Annotated in this window: 11 protein-coding genes; 7 read left to right on the top strand and 4 right to left on the bottom strand. The window is 72.0% G+C overall.

The window, feature by feature from the left end:
* Positions 1 to 16 precede the first annotated feature (16 nt).
* Together ACFU5O_RS05850 and ACFU5O_RS05855 are read right to left on the bottom strand one after the other, a co-directional pair.
* Positions 17 to 1,015, bottom strand: a complete 999-nt coding sequence (locus tag ACFU5O_RS05850; protein ID WP_384236856.1) for a TauD/TfdA dioxygenase family protein — start codon at positions 1,013 to 1,015, stop codon at positions 17 to 19.
* Between the two features lie 1,073 nt (positions 1,016 to 2,088).
* Positions 2,089 to 3,390 carry an MFS transporter gene (locus ACFU5O_RS05855; protein WP_384236858.1) on the bottom strand — a complete coding sequence of 434 codons (1,302 nt, stop codon included), beginning with the start codon at positions 3,388 to 3,390 and terminating at the stop codon, positions 2,089 to 2,091.
* A 55-nt stretch (positions 3,391 to 3,445) separates the two neighbouring features.
* On the opposite strand from ACFU5O_RS05855, the gene ACFU5O_RS05860 reads away from it, so the two are divergent.
* From ACFU5O_RS05860 to ACFU5O_RS05880, 5 genes are all read left to right on the top strand, one after another.
* Positions 3,446 to 4,444 (top strand): ArsR/SmtB family transcription factor, encoded by a 999-nt coding sequence (locus tag ACFU5O_RS05860; protein WP_384236859.1) that lies wholly within the window; start codon positions 3,446 to 3,448, stop codon positions 4,442 to 4,444.
* Positions 4,445 to 4,645: 201 nt separating this feature from the next.
* Positions 4,646 to 5,479, top strand: coding sequence for a M55 family metallopeptidase (locus tag ACFU5O_RS05865; protein ID WP_384236860.1), 834 nt, complete (start codon positions 4,646 to 4,648; stop codon positions 5,477 to 5,479).
* A gap of 39 nt (positions 5,480 to 5,518) precedes the next feature.
* Positions 5,519 to 6,838, top strand: a complete 1,320-nt coding sequence (locus ACFU5O_RS05870) for a M20/M25/M40 family metallo-hydrolase (RefSeq protein ID WP_384236862.1) — start codon at positions 5,519 to 5,521, stop codon at positions 6,836 to 6,838.
* 12 nt (positions 6,839 to 6,850) lie between these two features.
* Positions 6,851 to 8,851 (top strand): prolyl oligopeptidase family serine peptidase, encoded by a 2,001-nt coding sequence (locus ACFU5O_RS05875; protein WP_384236865.1) that lies wholly within the window; start codon positions 6,851 to 6,853, stop codon positions 8,849 to 8,851.
* A complete protein-coding gene (locus ACFU5O_RS05880) occupies positions 8,848 to 9,804 on the top strand; it encodes an LD-carboxypeptidase (protein WP_384236867.1) in 957 nt (318 codons plus the stop codon). The genes ACFU5O_RS05875 and ACFU5O_RS05880 overlap by 4 nt, the downstream gene beginning before the upstream one ends.
* A 499-nt stretch (positions 9,805 to 10,303) precedes the next feature.
* Here the strand turns inward: ACFU5O_RS05880 and ACFU5O_RS05885 are convergent, their stop codons facing one another.
* Together ACFU5O_RS05885 and ACFU5O_RS05890 are read right to left on the bottom strand one after the other, a co-directional pair.
* Positions 10,304 to 11,413: an adenosine deaminase gene (locus ACFU5O_RS05885; protein ID WP_384236869.1), complete on the bottom strand. Its 1,110-nt coding sequence runs from the start codon at positions 11,411 to 11,413 to the stop codon at positions 10,304 to 10,306.
* A gap of 377 nt (positions 11,414 to 11,790) precedes the next feature.
* The gene (locus ACFU5O_RS05890; RefSeq protein ID WP_384236872.1) at positions 11,791 to 12,552 is read right to left on the bottom strand and encodes a GntR family transcriptional regulator; all 762 of its coding nucleotides are present in this window, start codon (positions 12,550 to 12,552) and stop codon (positions 11,791 to 11,793) included.
* A gap of 275 nt (positions 12,553 to 12,827) precedes the next feature.
* Here ACFU5O_RS05890 and ACFU5O_RS05895 point away from each other — a divergent pair, with 275 nt between their 5' ends.
* Together ACFU5O_RS05895 and ACFU5O_RS05900 are read left to right on the top strand one after the other, a co-directional pair.
* Positions 12,828 to 13,091, top strand: coding sequence for a DUF1049 domain-containing protein (locus ACFU5O_RS05895; RefSeq protein WP_384236874.1), 264 nt, complete (start codon positions 12,828 to 12,830; stop codon positions 13,089 to 13,091).
* A 20-nt stretch (positions 13,092 to 13,111) separates the two neighbouring features.
* A complete protein-coding gene (locus tag ACFU5O_RS05900; protein WP_384236875.1) occupies positions 13,112 to 13,693 on the top strand; it encodes a GNAT family N-acetyltransferase in 582 nt (193 codons plus the stop codon).
* Positions 13,694 to 13,698: the final 5 nt, after the last annotated feature.

Genomic DNA, 13,698 nt, shown 5'->3' on the forward strand with positions numbered 1-13,698 from the left:
GGCATCCGGGGCATGGTCAGGAGCCGGTCGAGGCACCGGCGGCGTCCGGCGCGCCCTGGGGGCCGGAGGCGCCCGATGCGATCCCGAAGGAGGGTTCCGGCACGGTCTCGGGGGACAACAGCTCGGAGGCGCGCCCGTCCACCCCCACCGGGACATCGCCGTCGATCGTCACGCGACGCAGCTTGCGCTCGTGGTCGCCGGAGTCGTCCACCCCGTAGTGCTGGGTGGCGCGGTTGTCCCAGATGGCGACGTCACCGGGCTGCCACTGCCAGCGCACGGTGTTCTCAGGCCGCTCGATGTGCGACTGGAACAGATCCAGCAGGGCCCGTGAGTCACGGCCGGTGAGTCCGGAGATGCGCTCGACGAAGTTCCCCAGAAGCAGGGTGCGTTCACCGGACTCCGGGTGGACCCGGACGACCGGGTGCTCGGTGCGGAACGAGGTCGACGTGAAGACCTCGCGGTACTGGGCAAGCGCCTCGGGCAGCGCGTCGGGGCGCAGCGCGGCGTAGTCGTACTCGTTGGAGTGCACGGCGCGCAGGCTGTCGGCGAGTGCGCGCAGCGACCGGGGAAGATACTCGTACGCGGCGGCCGTGTTGGCCCACAGGGTGTCGCCGCCGTAGGGCGGGATGGTCACGGCCCTGAGGACGGAGAAGGCGGGGTAGGCGGGCACGAACGTCACATCGGTGTGCCACTGATTGGCCCGGCCGCCGTGGTCGGAGTCGATGCCCAGGGAGTAACGCCCGTCGGCGGAGGGGACGGTGGGGTGGGCGACGGGTGTGCCCAGCAGCCGTGCGAAGCCCTCGTGGCTCTCCTCGTCGAGGTGGTCCTGGCCGCGAAGGAAGACCACCTTGTGCCCGAGGAGCGCCTTGCGCAGGGCTGTCACCGTGTCGGGCGCGAGATCGGGGCCGAGCCGGATCCCGGAGATGACGGCGCCGATCCGGCCGCCGAGTTTGTGGACCGACGGCGCCGGTGCATCGTGGGTGGTGCGGACGTCGGTGGTGGTTGCAGAGGTCATGGCGTGGTCCTTTCGCAGCCGCCTTCCATGACGACCGGCCGGTGCGGGCACCGGACGGCCGTGGAAGGGGAGGGGTTCTTTTTCGCGGCGGGGGAACGCAAGAAGTCCGACCGGGAGCGGCCAGGAGTACTGCAGAGGGGCGGTGCGAGCGGAGGCGGAGGCCTCAGACGCGCGGCATCGCCGGACAGCGGCTCGTACACGCCTCCGGCGCAGAGTGCCGGCAGGGGTGGTGGAGCCGCACAACGGGAATCGTCGTCGTGGACATGGCCCGGAGCGTGGCAGCGCCGCTCATGGCCGGTCAAGGGCGGTCCAAGGCCTCCCGGCCGGCCGGCCACCTGGGGAACCGGAGCCGGTACGGGCCGCTGCACCGGCTTGCTCCCGCACCCGCCACACCCCCTGTGAGCTGCGGTTCTTCCTGCCGTTCTCAACGTCGTCGCGGGTGAGGTCCGGTGGCGTCCGGGATGGCCGCGACGCCCTGGACGATTTCACGCCACCGCAATGCCTCGGCCATGACCGGAAACGGAGGTGAAACTGCCCGAGTGGGTCGAGGACGCGGCGCGTGTGAATGGCCTCGCCGAGACCCGGGCCGCACTCCCGACGTCGGGGACGTACCGGCCGGGCTGACCGACGAGGAGGCCCGGTCGACCCGCATCCGGGCCGCCTGTGGACCGTCCGAACACGACGATCCGCGCTGTGTGGAGGCGGCCACCCGGATCGGGCCCGGCGGCCGGCAGGCCTGGCCCGGCACCTGGACGCCGGATGCGCGGGGCCAGGGTCTTTCGTTCGGATCTTGCCGGGCTCGCGTGCCCTGGCACCGCACCTCGCTGCGTTGTCGTCGGTCGCCCACGTCCCCCGGCTGTCGCCGGGAGCTGCCCTCACCGTGTGGGCTCCTTCCTCCGCCTTGCGATGCCCGCCGCCGGACCCCGCTCCCCGCTCACCGAGTCGGCCTGATCCGAACGAAAGACCCCAGGAGTGGCGCCGGAAGGAGAAGGCGGCGGGGGCCACCGTCGGCAGCGGGTGACATGGCCTCGGCGCAGGCATGCCGGTTCCCGCCCTGCGCTCCGCGCGACGGATCAGCCCTGAGCCGCCGGCTTCCGGCCGGGGCCGTGGAAGACGGGCGGCTGCTGCGGCAGTTCGCGCCGCCCGCGCACGGGGGAGAGGAAGACGGGCACGAAGGCCAGGGCGAGACAGCAGCCGCCCGCCCACAGCGCGGTGTGCACTCCGGCGAACTCACCGACCAGGCCCGCGACGGCGGATCCCACGGCGACGGCCCCCGTCAGCATGAACCGGAAGGTGGCGTTCATACGGCCGAGGAGCGGATCGGGCGTCAGACGCTGGCGCAGACTCACCCCCAGGACGTTGTCGACACCCATCTTGAACGTGGACAGCAGCCATCCGGCCGAGGCGAGCCAGAACCACGGGCCGCGGTCGACGAGCGGGATGAGCAGTGCGCAGGGCGCCAGACAGATGCCGGCGGCGCCCAGGGCGCGTCCGTGGCCCAGACGGCTCGCCAAGGGCCGGGCGCAGCGCGCGCCCAGGAAGACGCCGACGCCGCCGACCGCCAGGTACAGGCCCAGGACGCCTGCCGACAGGCCGAGTTCACGGGTGAACAGGACCGGCAGGAGGGTGTTGACGGTCTGGGTGCCGAGGTTGGTGAGCGAGGCGGTGAGGGCGAGTGCGCGCAGCTCCTTGTCGCCGAGAACATGACGAAGCCCCTCGGCGATCTGCGCCCGCAGCCGCCGGCTCTCACCGGATCCGGAACCCGGTCCGGGCCCGGCTCCCGCCTTCTGCTCCCTCGCGACGCGCATGCCCGTGAGCCGCAGCGCCGAGGCGAGATGGAGCACCGCCGTACCCACCACGGCCACCGGCGCGCCCAGCAGTTGCACGATGCCGCCGCCCGCACCGCGGCCCCCGACATTGCCCGCCGCCTGCAGGCTCACCACTGCGGCGTTCGCCCGCACCAGCCCGTCACGGCCGACCAGTGAAGGGAGCACGCTCTGCGACCCCACGTCGAAGAAGACCGTGGCGCAGCCGTTCAGCAGCGCGACGGCGTACAGCTGCCCCAGCGTGAGAACGTCGAGCCACCAGGCCACCGGTACCGACGCGCACAGGGCGCCACGCGCCAGATCCGCGGCGATCAGCACCTGACGGTGGCGCATCCGGTCCACCCATGCCCCGGCCGGCAGGCCGATGAGCAGAAAGGCCACTGTGCTCAGCGTGGCCAGGAGGCCGACCTGGCCGGCGCTCGCCCCCAGGACCGACACGGCGATCAGCGGAAGGGCGACATAGCCGATGCCGCCGCCCAGCTGGCTGAACGCGGTCGCGGTGAACAGAGTGCGGAAGTCGGGTCTGCGCCAAGGGCTTTGGGTGGACATGACGAACACGGTGGCGGTCGCCCGCGCGCCGTACCAGTGATTTAGCCTCGGCTGAATGGTGGCCGGACAGTCGCAGGGCGGCACGCTGCAGATCGAGTTCTCGGCCGAGGACGTGGCACGGACACGCTTCGCCATCTCCCCGCTGTGGGAGGTGGTGGCGGGTGTACGGGTGCTCAAGGGCGCCGACCAGCACGGTGTGCACCGGCGATGGGCCGACGAAGTACGGCCGAGGCTCGCCGGCGCGAAGCTGGACCTCGCCCCCCTGACCTCACTGGTCGCGGTGCCCACCTCCGGGATTCCGGGCTTCCTCGTGCCTCCCCCGACCACGCCGCAGCCTTCCCTCGACGTGGAACTGACCGCGCTGCGGGCCACCCCGCACCACCTGCTGCGTACGACGACGCCGGGCGTCCAGGCTGCCGTCGCGGCGCTGCGCGAAGAGCCCGAGCGCGGTCTGGGACGGCTCGCGGACGCGATCGCCGCGTACTGGGAAGTGGCCGTGGCTCCCTACTGGCCGCGCATCCTGGCCCTCTTCGAGGGCGACATCCTGCACCGCGCCAAGCAGTTCGCGGAAGGAGGCGCCAGACGCCTTCTGGACGGCCTCGATCCGCAGCTCACCTGGGACTCGGGAGCCCTGCAGATGGAGCATCTCTGCACACGCGGGTTACGACGGCTCGACGGGCGGGGGCTGCTCCTCGTCCCCTCGGCGTTCACCTGGCCCCGTATCTTCTCCAACCTGCACTGCGGCGACCGGCAGCCCACTCTGCGCTACCCGCCACGGGGCATCGGCACCCTGTGGGAGCAGCGCTCCCAGCCGGTCTCCGGCGCACTGTCACGGGTGCTGGGAGGCACCCGCGCCCTGCTGCTGGCCGAACTGGCCACGCCCGCGTCCACGACGGACCTGGCACGCCGCACGGGCCGCTCCCCCGGAGGCGTGTCCCAGCATCTGACGGCACTCCGGGAGGCAGGCCTGGTGCACGCGCACCGTACGGGGAGGGTGGTGCTCTACACGAGGACGAGCGTGGGGGAGGCGCTCGTGCGGGGTCGCGCCACCTGAGACCCCGGGGACGGTCCGTGCATGCCGCGGCCCTGTCCGCCCTGTGTGATTGTCCGCCCTGCGTGCGAACCGTGAGCGGTGCGGGCCTGTGGCGGCGCCGCACCGGGTAGGCAGTCCCCCGGGTACCGGTGGCCTGCCACGTCGGGTGATGACGCCGGGAGCCGGTATGAGCGCTCCGACCCGCGGAGAACGGAGACGGTTGTGAAGATCCTCATCAGCGCCGACATGGAGGGCGCCACGGGCGTCACCTGGCCGGCCGACGTACTGCCGGGCACCCCCCAGTGGGAGCGCTGCCGCCCGATGTTCACCTCCGACGTGAACGCGGCGGTGCTCGGCTTCTTCGACGGCGGCGCCGACGAGGTGCTGATCAACGAGGCGCACTGGAGCATGCGCAATCTCCTGCTGGAGCACCTCGACGACCGGGCAGAGATGCTGACGGGACGGCACAAGACACTGTCCATGGTGGAGGGCGTACAGCACGGTGATGTCGACGGCATCGCCTTCGTCGGCTACCACACGGGTGCGGGCACGGAGGGCGTGCTGGCACACACGTACCTCGCGAACTCCATCACCGGGGTCTGGCTGAACGGTGAGCGGGCGAGTGAAGGACTGCTCAACGCCCATGTGGTCGCGGAGTACGGAGTGCCCGTGATCCTGGTCACCGGAGACGACCTGACCTGCGAGGACGCCCTCGACTACGCCCCGGAGGCGCGCAAGGTCGCCGTCAAGGACCACGTTTCGCGGTACGCGGCGGTGTGCCGCACCCCGGCCCGTACCGCCGCGGAGATCCGCGCCGCCGCCAAGGAGGCCACGGTGCTCGCCGTCCGCCAGGAGCCGGTGCGGGGCGGGCCGTTCACCGTGGAACTCGAGTTCGACGCCGAGCACCTCGCCGCGGCCGCTACTGTCGTGCCCGGGGCGGCCCGAAGCGGTGAGCGGCGTGCCGCCTACACCAGCGAGACCATGTATGAAGCCATTCGCACCTTCAAAGCGGTCACGACGATCGTCTCGGCCGCTGTGGAGGAGCAGTATGGCTGACGTGCATTCCCCGAGCCCCCGAGCCTCCGGACACCGCCCATGAACATCGACGACACCGCGCTCGACGAGGTGGTCACCTTCACCTCCGAGCTGATCCGCATCGACACCACCAACCGCGGCGGCGGGGACTGCCGTGAGAGACCGGCCGCGGAGTACGTCGCGGAGCGGCTCGCCGCTGCCGGGCTCGAGCCGTTGCTCCTCGAACGCACCGAGGGCCGGACGAACGTGGTGGCCAGGATCGAGGGCACGGACCCCTCGGCCGACGCCCTGCTCGTCCACGGCCATCTCGACGTCGTCCCCGCCGAGCCCGCCGACTGGTCCGTCCATCCCTTCTCGGGCGAGGTCCGCGACGGTGTCGTCTGGGGCCGTGGCGCCGTCGACATGAAGAACATGGACGCGATGGTCCTCGCGGTCGTACGCGCCTGGCACCGCGCCGGGATCAGACCCCGCCGGGACATCGTCATCGCGTACACGGCGGACGAGGAGGCCAGCGCCGTCGACGGCGCCGACTTCCTCGCGACCCATCACCCGGAGCTGTTCGAGGGCTGTACAGAAGGCATCAGTGAATCCGGTGCCTTCACCTTCCACGCCGGACCCGGGATGGCGTTGTACCCGATCGGCGCGGGGGAGCGCGGGACCGCCTGGCTGAAGCTCACCGCCCACGGCACGGCGGGTCACGGCTCCAAGGTCAACCGGTCCAACGCGGTGACCCGACTGGCCGGGGCCATCGCCAGGATCGGCGCCCACGAGTGGCCGGTGCGGCTCACCCCGACGGTGCGGGCGGCCCTTGCCGAGATGGCGGCGCTGTACGGCATCGCCGTCGACCTGGACGCGCCGGACCTCGATGTGGACGCGCTGATGGACAAGCTGGGCCGGGCGGCTCTGCTGGTCGAACCGGTCGTGCGCAACAGCACCAATCCGACCATGCTGGACGCCGGTTACAAGGTCAATGTGATCCCGGGGCACGCCACCGCCTTCATCGACGGCCGCATGCTGCCGGGCGCGGAGGACGAGTTCCGCGACACCCTGGACCGGCTCACGGGCCCGGACGTCGACTGGGAGTTCCACCACAGGGAGATCGCCCTGGAGGCACCGGTCGACTCCCCGACCTTCGCCCAACTGCGCGCTGCCATCGAGCGCTTCGACCCCGAAGGCCATGTCGTACCGTTCTGCATGTCCGGTGGCACGGACGCCAAGCAGTTCTCCCGCCTCGGCATCACCGGGTACGGTTTCTCGCCCCTGAAGCTGCCAGAAGGCATCGACTACGGTGCGATGTTCCACGGAGTCGACGAGCGGGTCCCGGTCGAGGCGCTGCACTTCGGCGTCCGGGTCCTCGACCACTATCTGAAGTCCGCTTAGGGGGAATCGGGCATGGTACCCATGGGGGCCTACGGGACCTGGCCGTCACCGATCGATGCCACCCTGGCCGCCGCGCACGACGGCCGCCCCGAGTACGTGGGAACGGTCGGGGACGAGGTGTGGTGGACCGCGCCGCGTCCCGCGGAGGGCGGACGGCGGGCCCTGATACGGCTGCGCGGCGACGGGGACGAGGAGTCGGTGCTGCCCGCCCCCTGGAACGTGCGCAGCAGGGTCATCGAGTACGGCGGCCGGCCCTGGGCCGGAGTGCCGCGCGCGCAGGGCGGACCGCTCGTCGTGTTCGTCCACCACCCCGACCAGCGGCTGTACGCGTACGAGCCGGACGCCGGGGGCGAGCCGCGGCCGCTCACCCCCGTGTCCGGGACAGGCGGCGGGCTACGCTGGGTGGACCCCCTCATCGATCCGGACCGGGGCGAAGTCTGGTGCGTCCTGGAGGAGTTCACCGGAGAGTCACCCTCGGACGTGCGGCGGGTGATCGCCGCGGTGCCGCTCGACGGTTCGGCGGCAGAGGACCGCTCCGCCGTACGCGAGCTGACCGACGACCGCCACCGCTTCGTCACCGGCCCCCGGCTGTCGCCGGACGGGAGGCGTGCCGCATGGCTCGCCTGGGACCACCCCCGGATGCCCTGGGACGGCACCGAGGTGATGGTCGGCGACATCACCGACGACGGCCCCTTCGGCGCGGTGCGGCTGGTCGCGGGCGGCCCCGACGAATCGGTCGCCCAGGCCGACTGGGGCGTGGACGGCTCACTGGTGTACAGCTCCGACCGCGGTGGCTGGTGGGAACTGCACCGCATTCGGCCCGAAGGCCTCCACGGCGGGGAGACGTCCGCGACCGCTCTGTGTCCGGGGCACGGGGAGGAGTTCGGCGGGCCGCTGTGGAAGATCGGTCTCAGCTGGTTCCAGCCGCTGGAGAGCGGCCTGATCGCCGTCATCCACGGCAGGGGCGCCACCGGCCTCGGCATCCTCGACCCGGAGAGCGGCGAGCTCGTCGACGCGGCGGGCCCATGGACCGAGTGGGCGCCGGCCCTCGCGGCGCACGGCCCCCGGGTCGTCGGGGTGGCGGCGAGCCCACGCAGCGGGTACGAGGTCGTGGAGCTGGACACCTGCACCGGCAGGACCCGCGTCATCGGCTCTGCCCACGACGACCCGGTGGACCCCGCCTACTACCCCGAGCCACAGATCCGCACCTTCACCGGACCCGACAACCGCGAGATCCACGCCCACATCTATCCGCCCCACAACCCCGACCGCATCGCGCCCGACGACGAGCTGCCGCCCTATGTGGTGTGGGCGCACGGCGGGCCCACCGGGCACGTCCCGCTCGTACTCGACCTGGAGATCGCCTACTTCACCTCCCGGGGCATCGGCGTCGCCGAGGTCAACTACGGGGGTTCGACCGGCTACGGCCGGGAGTACCGCAACCGGCTGCGCGAGCAGTGGGGCGTCGTCGACGTGGAGGACTGCGCGGCGGTCGCCGAGGCGCTCGCGGCCGAGGGCACGGCCGACCCGGACCGGCTCGCGGTCCGCGGCGGCAGCGCGGGCGGCTGGACCGCCGCGGCGTCCCTCACCACCACCGATGTGTACGCGTGCGGCACGATCATCTACCCCATCCTGGATCTGATGGGCTGGGCCACGGACGAGACCCATGACTTCGAGTCCCGGTACCTGGAGTCGCTGATCGGGCCGATCGCCGAGGTGCCCGGCCGCTACCGGGAGCGGTCGCCCATCGAGCACGTGGACCGGATCACCGCCCCGTTCCTGCTGCTCCAGGGCCTGGACGATCCGATCTGTCCGCCGGCGCAGAGCGAGAGGTTCCTGGCCCGGATGGCCGGACGAGGCATCGGGCACGCCTACATCGCCTTCGAGGGTGAGAGCCACGGCTTCCGCCGCGCGGACACCCTGGTGCGTGCCCTGGAGGCCGAACTGTCCTTGTACACACAGGTCTTCGGCATCGCGCGTGCCGATGTCCCGGTCATCGAGCTGAGGAAATGAACCGGGGGCCCGGCAGCGTGGCCAATGCGCCCCTCGTCAGGCCCGCGCGGCTGCGGCCGGGCGCCAGGATCGCCGTCGTGGCGCCCAGTGGCCCCGTCCCGCCGGAGCGGCTCGAAGCCGGCCTGGACATCTTGCGCGGCTGGGAGCTGGAGCCGGTGGTGATGCCGCATGTCCTCGACGAGCATCCGCGCTTCGGGTACCTCGGGGGCGAGGACGCGGCACGTGCCCGCGACCTCCAGGAGGCATGGTGCGACCCGTCGGTCTCCGCCGTGATGTGCGCCCGCGGTGGTTACGGTGCCCAGCGCATGGTGGACCTCGTCGACTGGGCGGCGATGCGTGCGGCCGGGCCGAAGGTCTTCATCGGCTACAGCGATGTGACCGCGCTCCACGAGGCCTTCGCGGTACGGACCGGACTGTCGACGCTCCACGGCCCCATGGCGGCGACGGCGACCTTCCTCAAGGACACCCGCACCCAGGAGTCGCTGCGCGCCACGCTCTTCGAGCCCGAGTCGGTCCGGAGGCTGGGCCTCGGTACGGCGCGGCCACTGGTGCCGGGCCGGGCGAGCGGCGTCACCCTGGGCGGCTGCGTGAGCCTCCTCGCCGCCGACCTGGGCACCCCGCACGCACGGCCCTCGGCCAGGGGCGGGCTGCTGCTGGTCGAGGACGTGGGCGAGGAGCCGTACCGGCTGGACCGGATCCTCACCCAGCTGCTGCGCTCCGGGTGGCTGGCGGGGGTCGCGGGGATCGCCCTCGGTTCATGGGAGGAGTGCGGGCCCTACGAGGAGGTCCGCGCGCTGCTCCTGGACCGGCTGGGCGTCCTCGGGGTTCCCGTGGTCGAGGAGCTCGGCTTCGGGCACAGCGCGACGGCCCTCACGATTCCGCTGGGGATTCCGGCGGTGCTGGACGCGGCTGACGAGGCGGCGCTGACGCTCGACGTGCCGGCACTGCAGTGACCAGCGCCGACGGTGCCGTCGGGACTGGCGCATCCGGCCGCGCTCGGGCGGCGGGGCCGCACGCGGCCGGTCCTGTCCTGCCCACGCCTGACCTGGCCGACGGTCTGTGCGTGCTGATCCGGCCGCGACGGCGTCGAACCTGTGCGTGCTGACCCGGCCGCGAGGGTGTCGAACCTGACCCGTGCCTGACGGCCGAGACGGCGTCCGAGTCCCGCGTGCGAACCGGTCGCACCGGCGACAGGGCGTCCGGTGTGACCGGCTCGATCGCCGCGCCGTGACGGTCCCGGCGCCTACTGGGCCGCGTAACCCGGCCTGCCGCGGGCCTGACCTGGCCGACGGCGTCGAACCTGCCCGTGTCTGACCCCGGCCGCGACGGTGTCGAACCTGACCCGTGCCTGACGGCCGCGACGGCGTCGAGCCCCGCGTCTGAACCGGTCGCACCGGCGACAGGGTGTCCGGTGTGACCGGCTCGTTCGCCGCGCCGTGACGGTCCCGGCGCCTACAGCGCCGCGTACCCCGGCCGGATCACCTCGTCGATGATGCGGCGGCGCTCCGGCAGCGGCAGGAACGCCGACTCGACGGCCGCGACCGTGAACGCTTCGAAGACCTCCGGGCCGTAGCCGAAGGCATCCGCCATGTGCTGGAACTCCAGGCTCATGGTCGTGCCGGACACCAGCCGGTTGTCTGTGTTGAGGGTGATCCGGAACCCGAGGCGGCGCAGCAGGTCGATCGGGTGCGTGGCGTAGTCCTTCGCCGCGCCCGTCTGGAGGTTCGACGTCGGGCAGACCTCCAGCGCGATCGCGTTGTCACGGATGTACGCGGCGAGGTGACCGAGCGTGGCCGTGCCGTCGTCGTGGACCTGGATGTCGTCGGTGATGCGGACACCGTGTCCGATCCGCTCGGCGCCGCAGACCTGGACCGCCTCGTGGATGGACTCGGCGCCGACGGCCTCGCCGGCGTGGATGGTGAAGTGGCAGTTGTGCCGCTTCAGGTGCTGGAAGGCCGGGAGGTGGTTGGCCGGCGGGTTGCCGATCTCGCCGCCCGCGATGTCGAAGCCCGCCACCCCGCGCTCGCGGTGGGCGACCGTGAGCTCGGCTATCTCCAGGGAGCGCCGGGTGTGCCGCATGCCCGTCAGCAGCGCACGGACGGTGATCCGGCCGCCCGACCTGCGCTCGCCCTCACGGAAGCCCTCGTTGACGGCGTCGACGACCTCGTCGAGGCTCAGCCCGCGCTCCTGATGCTGCTCCGGCGCGTAGCGCACCTCGGCGTACACGACTCCGTCGGCCGCCAGGTCCTCTGCGCACTCGGCGGCGATCCGGAAGAGGGCCTCGCGGGTCTGCATCACCGCACAGGTGTGGGCGAAGGTCTCCAGGTAGCGCTCCAGCGAGCCCGAGTCCGCGGCGTCGCGGAACCAGACGGCGAGCGCGTCGGGATCCTCGGTGGGCAGATCGCCGTAGCCGCACTCACGGGCCAGCTCGATGATCGTGGCGGGGCGCAGGCCGCCGTCCAGATGGTCGTGGAGGACCGCCTTGGGGGCCCGGCGGATCCAGTCGGCGGCAGCGGCGGCGACGGTGGCGGAGGCAGCCGCGGAGTTGTCAGACAAGTGCATGCAGCGGGAGTGTACGGCAAGGCGGCGCGGGCCGCCGTGACGGGGCGCACGCCGTTGTGAGGGGGCCCATGGCGGGGCCTGCGGGCCCACTGGACAGGTGCGCGGCAGCCGGGCGTGCCGTGGCCTGATGCCGTGGCGACGTACGCGGACCGGGCAGGTCCGTTCACCACCGCCTGCCCGGCCCTCGCGTTCGGATCTGGCCGGGCTCGCGTGTCCTGGCGCCGCACCTCGCCGCGTTGTGGTCGGTCATCGACGTCCCCTGGCCACCGCTGGGAGGTGCCCCCACCGCGTGGGCTCCTTCCTCCCCCCCCTGCGACGCACGCCGCCGGACCCCGCTCACCGATCCGGCCTGATCCACCCGATCCGAACGAAAGACCTTAGTTCGACTGCAGGACGGGCAGCGCGGGGGCGCCCGTCGGAAGCATGTGCTTGGCCGCCAGGACCGGTACCTCCCCGGCGCGCACCACCTGCGTGATCAGCACGGCGGGGGTGTCGGCCGGCCGGTCCAGCTGGGCCCCGCGCCGCTGTCCGAGCACGGTCGCGGTCACCCCTGAGTGGGCGGTCAGCGCCACGCCCCGCGAGGCCCCGGTGAGCACCGCCAGCATCGAGATCCGCTCGGCACCACCGGTCGCGCCGAGTGCCTGCGCGAACGCCGGGTGCACCCGCTCCAGTACGTCGTCGGGTGCGGCCCACTCCTGGCTGAGAGCGGCCGCCGTACCGTCGCCCGAGAGCAGCGACTCCCAGAACCTGAGCTCGGCCCGCGCCGGCGCCAGCAGATGCTGGGTGGTGAAGTCGGTCGGTTCCTCCACGGCGCGCAGCAGCGCCCGCACCCGCAGCGGCGCACCTGCCGAGAGCTGCTCCTCCAGCGGCTGGATGTGCTCGAACCCGCGCCGCGGCGGCCGGTCGTTCACGGTCCTGCCCACTCCCCGGCGCACGGTGAGCAGCCCGTCCTCCTGGAGCAGCAGCAAGGCTTCGCGCAGGGCGGGCCGGCTGACGCCGAGCTCGGCGGCGAGACGGGGCTCGGACGGAAGGGTGGAGCCGGGTGGATAGGTGCCCTCGTGGATGGCATCCGCGATCCGCTCGTACAGGACCACGACCGGCCTGCGCTGCGGTGCGTTCGCCGGCCCGCTGACTGCCACTGCGTCTCCCCGGCTCACTTGTCTGCTCACTCGTACGACTGCGGATTCATCATTCCGCCCACCGTAATTCACCGCCAGAAGCCCTTGAGGGTCTACGCCCGTAGATGTCACCCTGTCCTGGGTCAAACTTGTCTGACAAGATCGATCGGCGGCCGGCCGAGCCACCCGCGCACTTCTCGCGGACGTCCGAGCAGGGCGTTCCGCGGGCCGGGAGGTCTCACCCGTACGGCCCGCTCATGAACCTCATGGGGCCAGGATCCGTCCATCCTGGTCCCATGAGTCCCAAGAACACATCGAGGAGCGGCAGGCAGGCAGGTGGCACGGGCGGAGGTGGTCACGGAGGCTGGTTCACACCGGCCAGGATCACGTTCCTGGTGCTTCTGGCCCTCACGCTGATCTTCATCTTCCAGAACACCCGGAAGGTGAGAGTCAGGCTGCTGATCCCCGAGGTGGTCATGCCGCTCTATCTCGCACTGCTGGCCACGACGATCCTGGGAGCACTCTGCGGTGCGCTCTTCCTCCGGCGCCGCAACAGATGACGGCGGTCTAACCTGGCGGCATGCCCGCCGATCCCCTCCACGCCGGTCAGAGCCCGGCCTCCGGCTTTCTCGCCGAGGGCCCACGCGTAGGCATACGGCCCTTCCGCCCCGAAGACGCCGACGAGTTCACACGGCTCGCCCGCGAGAGCCGGCAGCTGCACCGGCCCTGGCTCTTCCCGCCCGAGACGGTCGCCGCGTACGGCATCTACACCCGCAGGCTCTTCGACGACCCGGCCAGAGCCGGATTCCTGATCTGCGGGCGCGAGGACGGCCGGATCGCCGGGTTCATCAACGTCAACAACATCGTCATGGGCGCCTTCCTCTGCGGCAGCCTCGGCTACGGCGCCTTCGTCCACGCCGCGGGGCGCGGCCTCATGAGCGAGGGGCTCCGTCTCGTCGTGCAGTACGCCTTCGGCCCGCTGGGACTGCACCGCCTCGAGGCCAACATCCAGCCCGGCAACGCCGCTTCCCTCGCGCTCGTCCGCCGCGTCGGCTTCCGGCTCGAGGGCTTCTCACCCGACTTCCTCTTCATCGACGGGGCATGGCGCGACCACGAGCGGTGGGCGGTGACCACCGAGATGGCGGCCGTCGACCGGTCGTAGGCCGA

This window comes from Streptomyces sp. NPDC057445, assembly GCF_042802855.1.
Taxonomy (GTDB): Bacteria; Actinomycetota; Actinomycetes; order Streptomycetales; family Streptomycetaceae; genus Streptomyces.

Coding starts and splice junctions, on each gene's coding strand:
- ACFU5O_RS05870 (WP_384236862.1), top strand. CDS start 5,519: ATGAACATCGACGACACCGCGCTCGACGAGGTGGTCACCTTCACCTCC.
- ACFU5O_RS05875 (WP_384236865.1), top strand. CDS start 6,851: ATGGTACCCATGGGGGCCTACGGGACCTGGCCGTCACCGATCGATGCC.
- ACFU5O_RS05885 (WP_384236869.1), bottom strand. CDS start 11,413: ATGCACTTGTCTGACAACTCCGCGGCTGCCTCCGCCACCGTCGCCGCC.
- ACFU5O_RS05900 (WP_384236875.1), top strand. CDS start 13,112: ATGCCCGCCGATCCCCTCCACGCCGGTCAGAGCCCGGCCTCCGGCTTT.
- ACFU5O_RS05880 (WP_384236867.1), top strand. CDS start 8,848: ATGAACCGGGGGCCCGGCAGCGTGGCCAATGCGCCCCTCGTCAGGCCC.
- ACFU5O_RS05850 (WP_384236856.1), bottom strand. CDS start 1,015: ATGACCTCTGCAACCACCACCGACGTCCGCACCACCCACGATGCACCG.
- ACFU5O_RS05895 (WP_384236874.1), top strand. CDS start 12,828: ATGAGTCCCAAGAACACATCGAGGAGCGGCAGGCAGGCAGGTGGCACG.
- ACFU5O_RS05860 (WP_384236859.1), top strand. CDS start 3,446: ATGGTGGCCGGACAGTCGCAGGGCGGCACGCTGCAGATCGAGTTCTCG.
- ACFU5O_RS05855 (WP_384236858.1), bottom strand. CDS start 3,390: ATGTCCACCCAAAGCCCTTGGCGCAGACCCGACTTCCGCACTCTGTTC.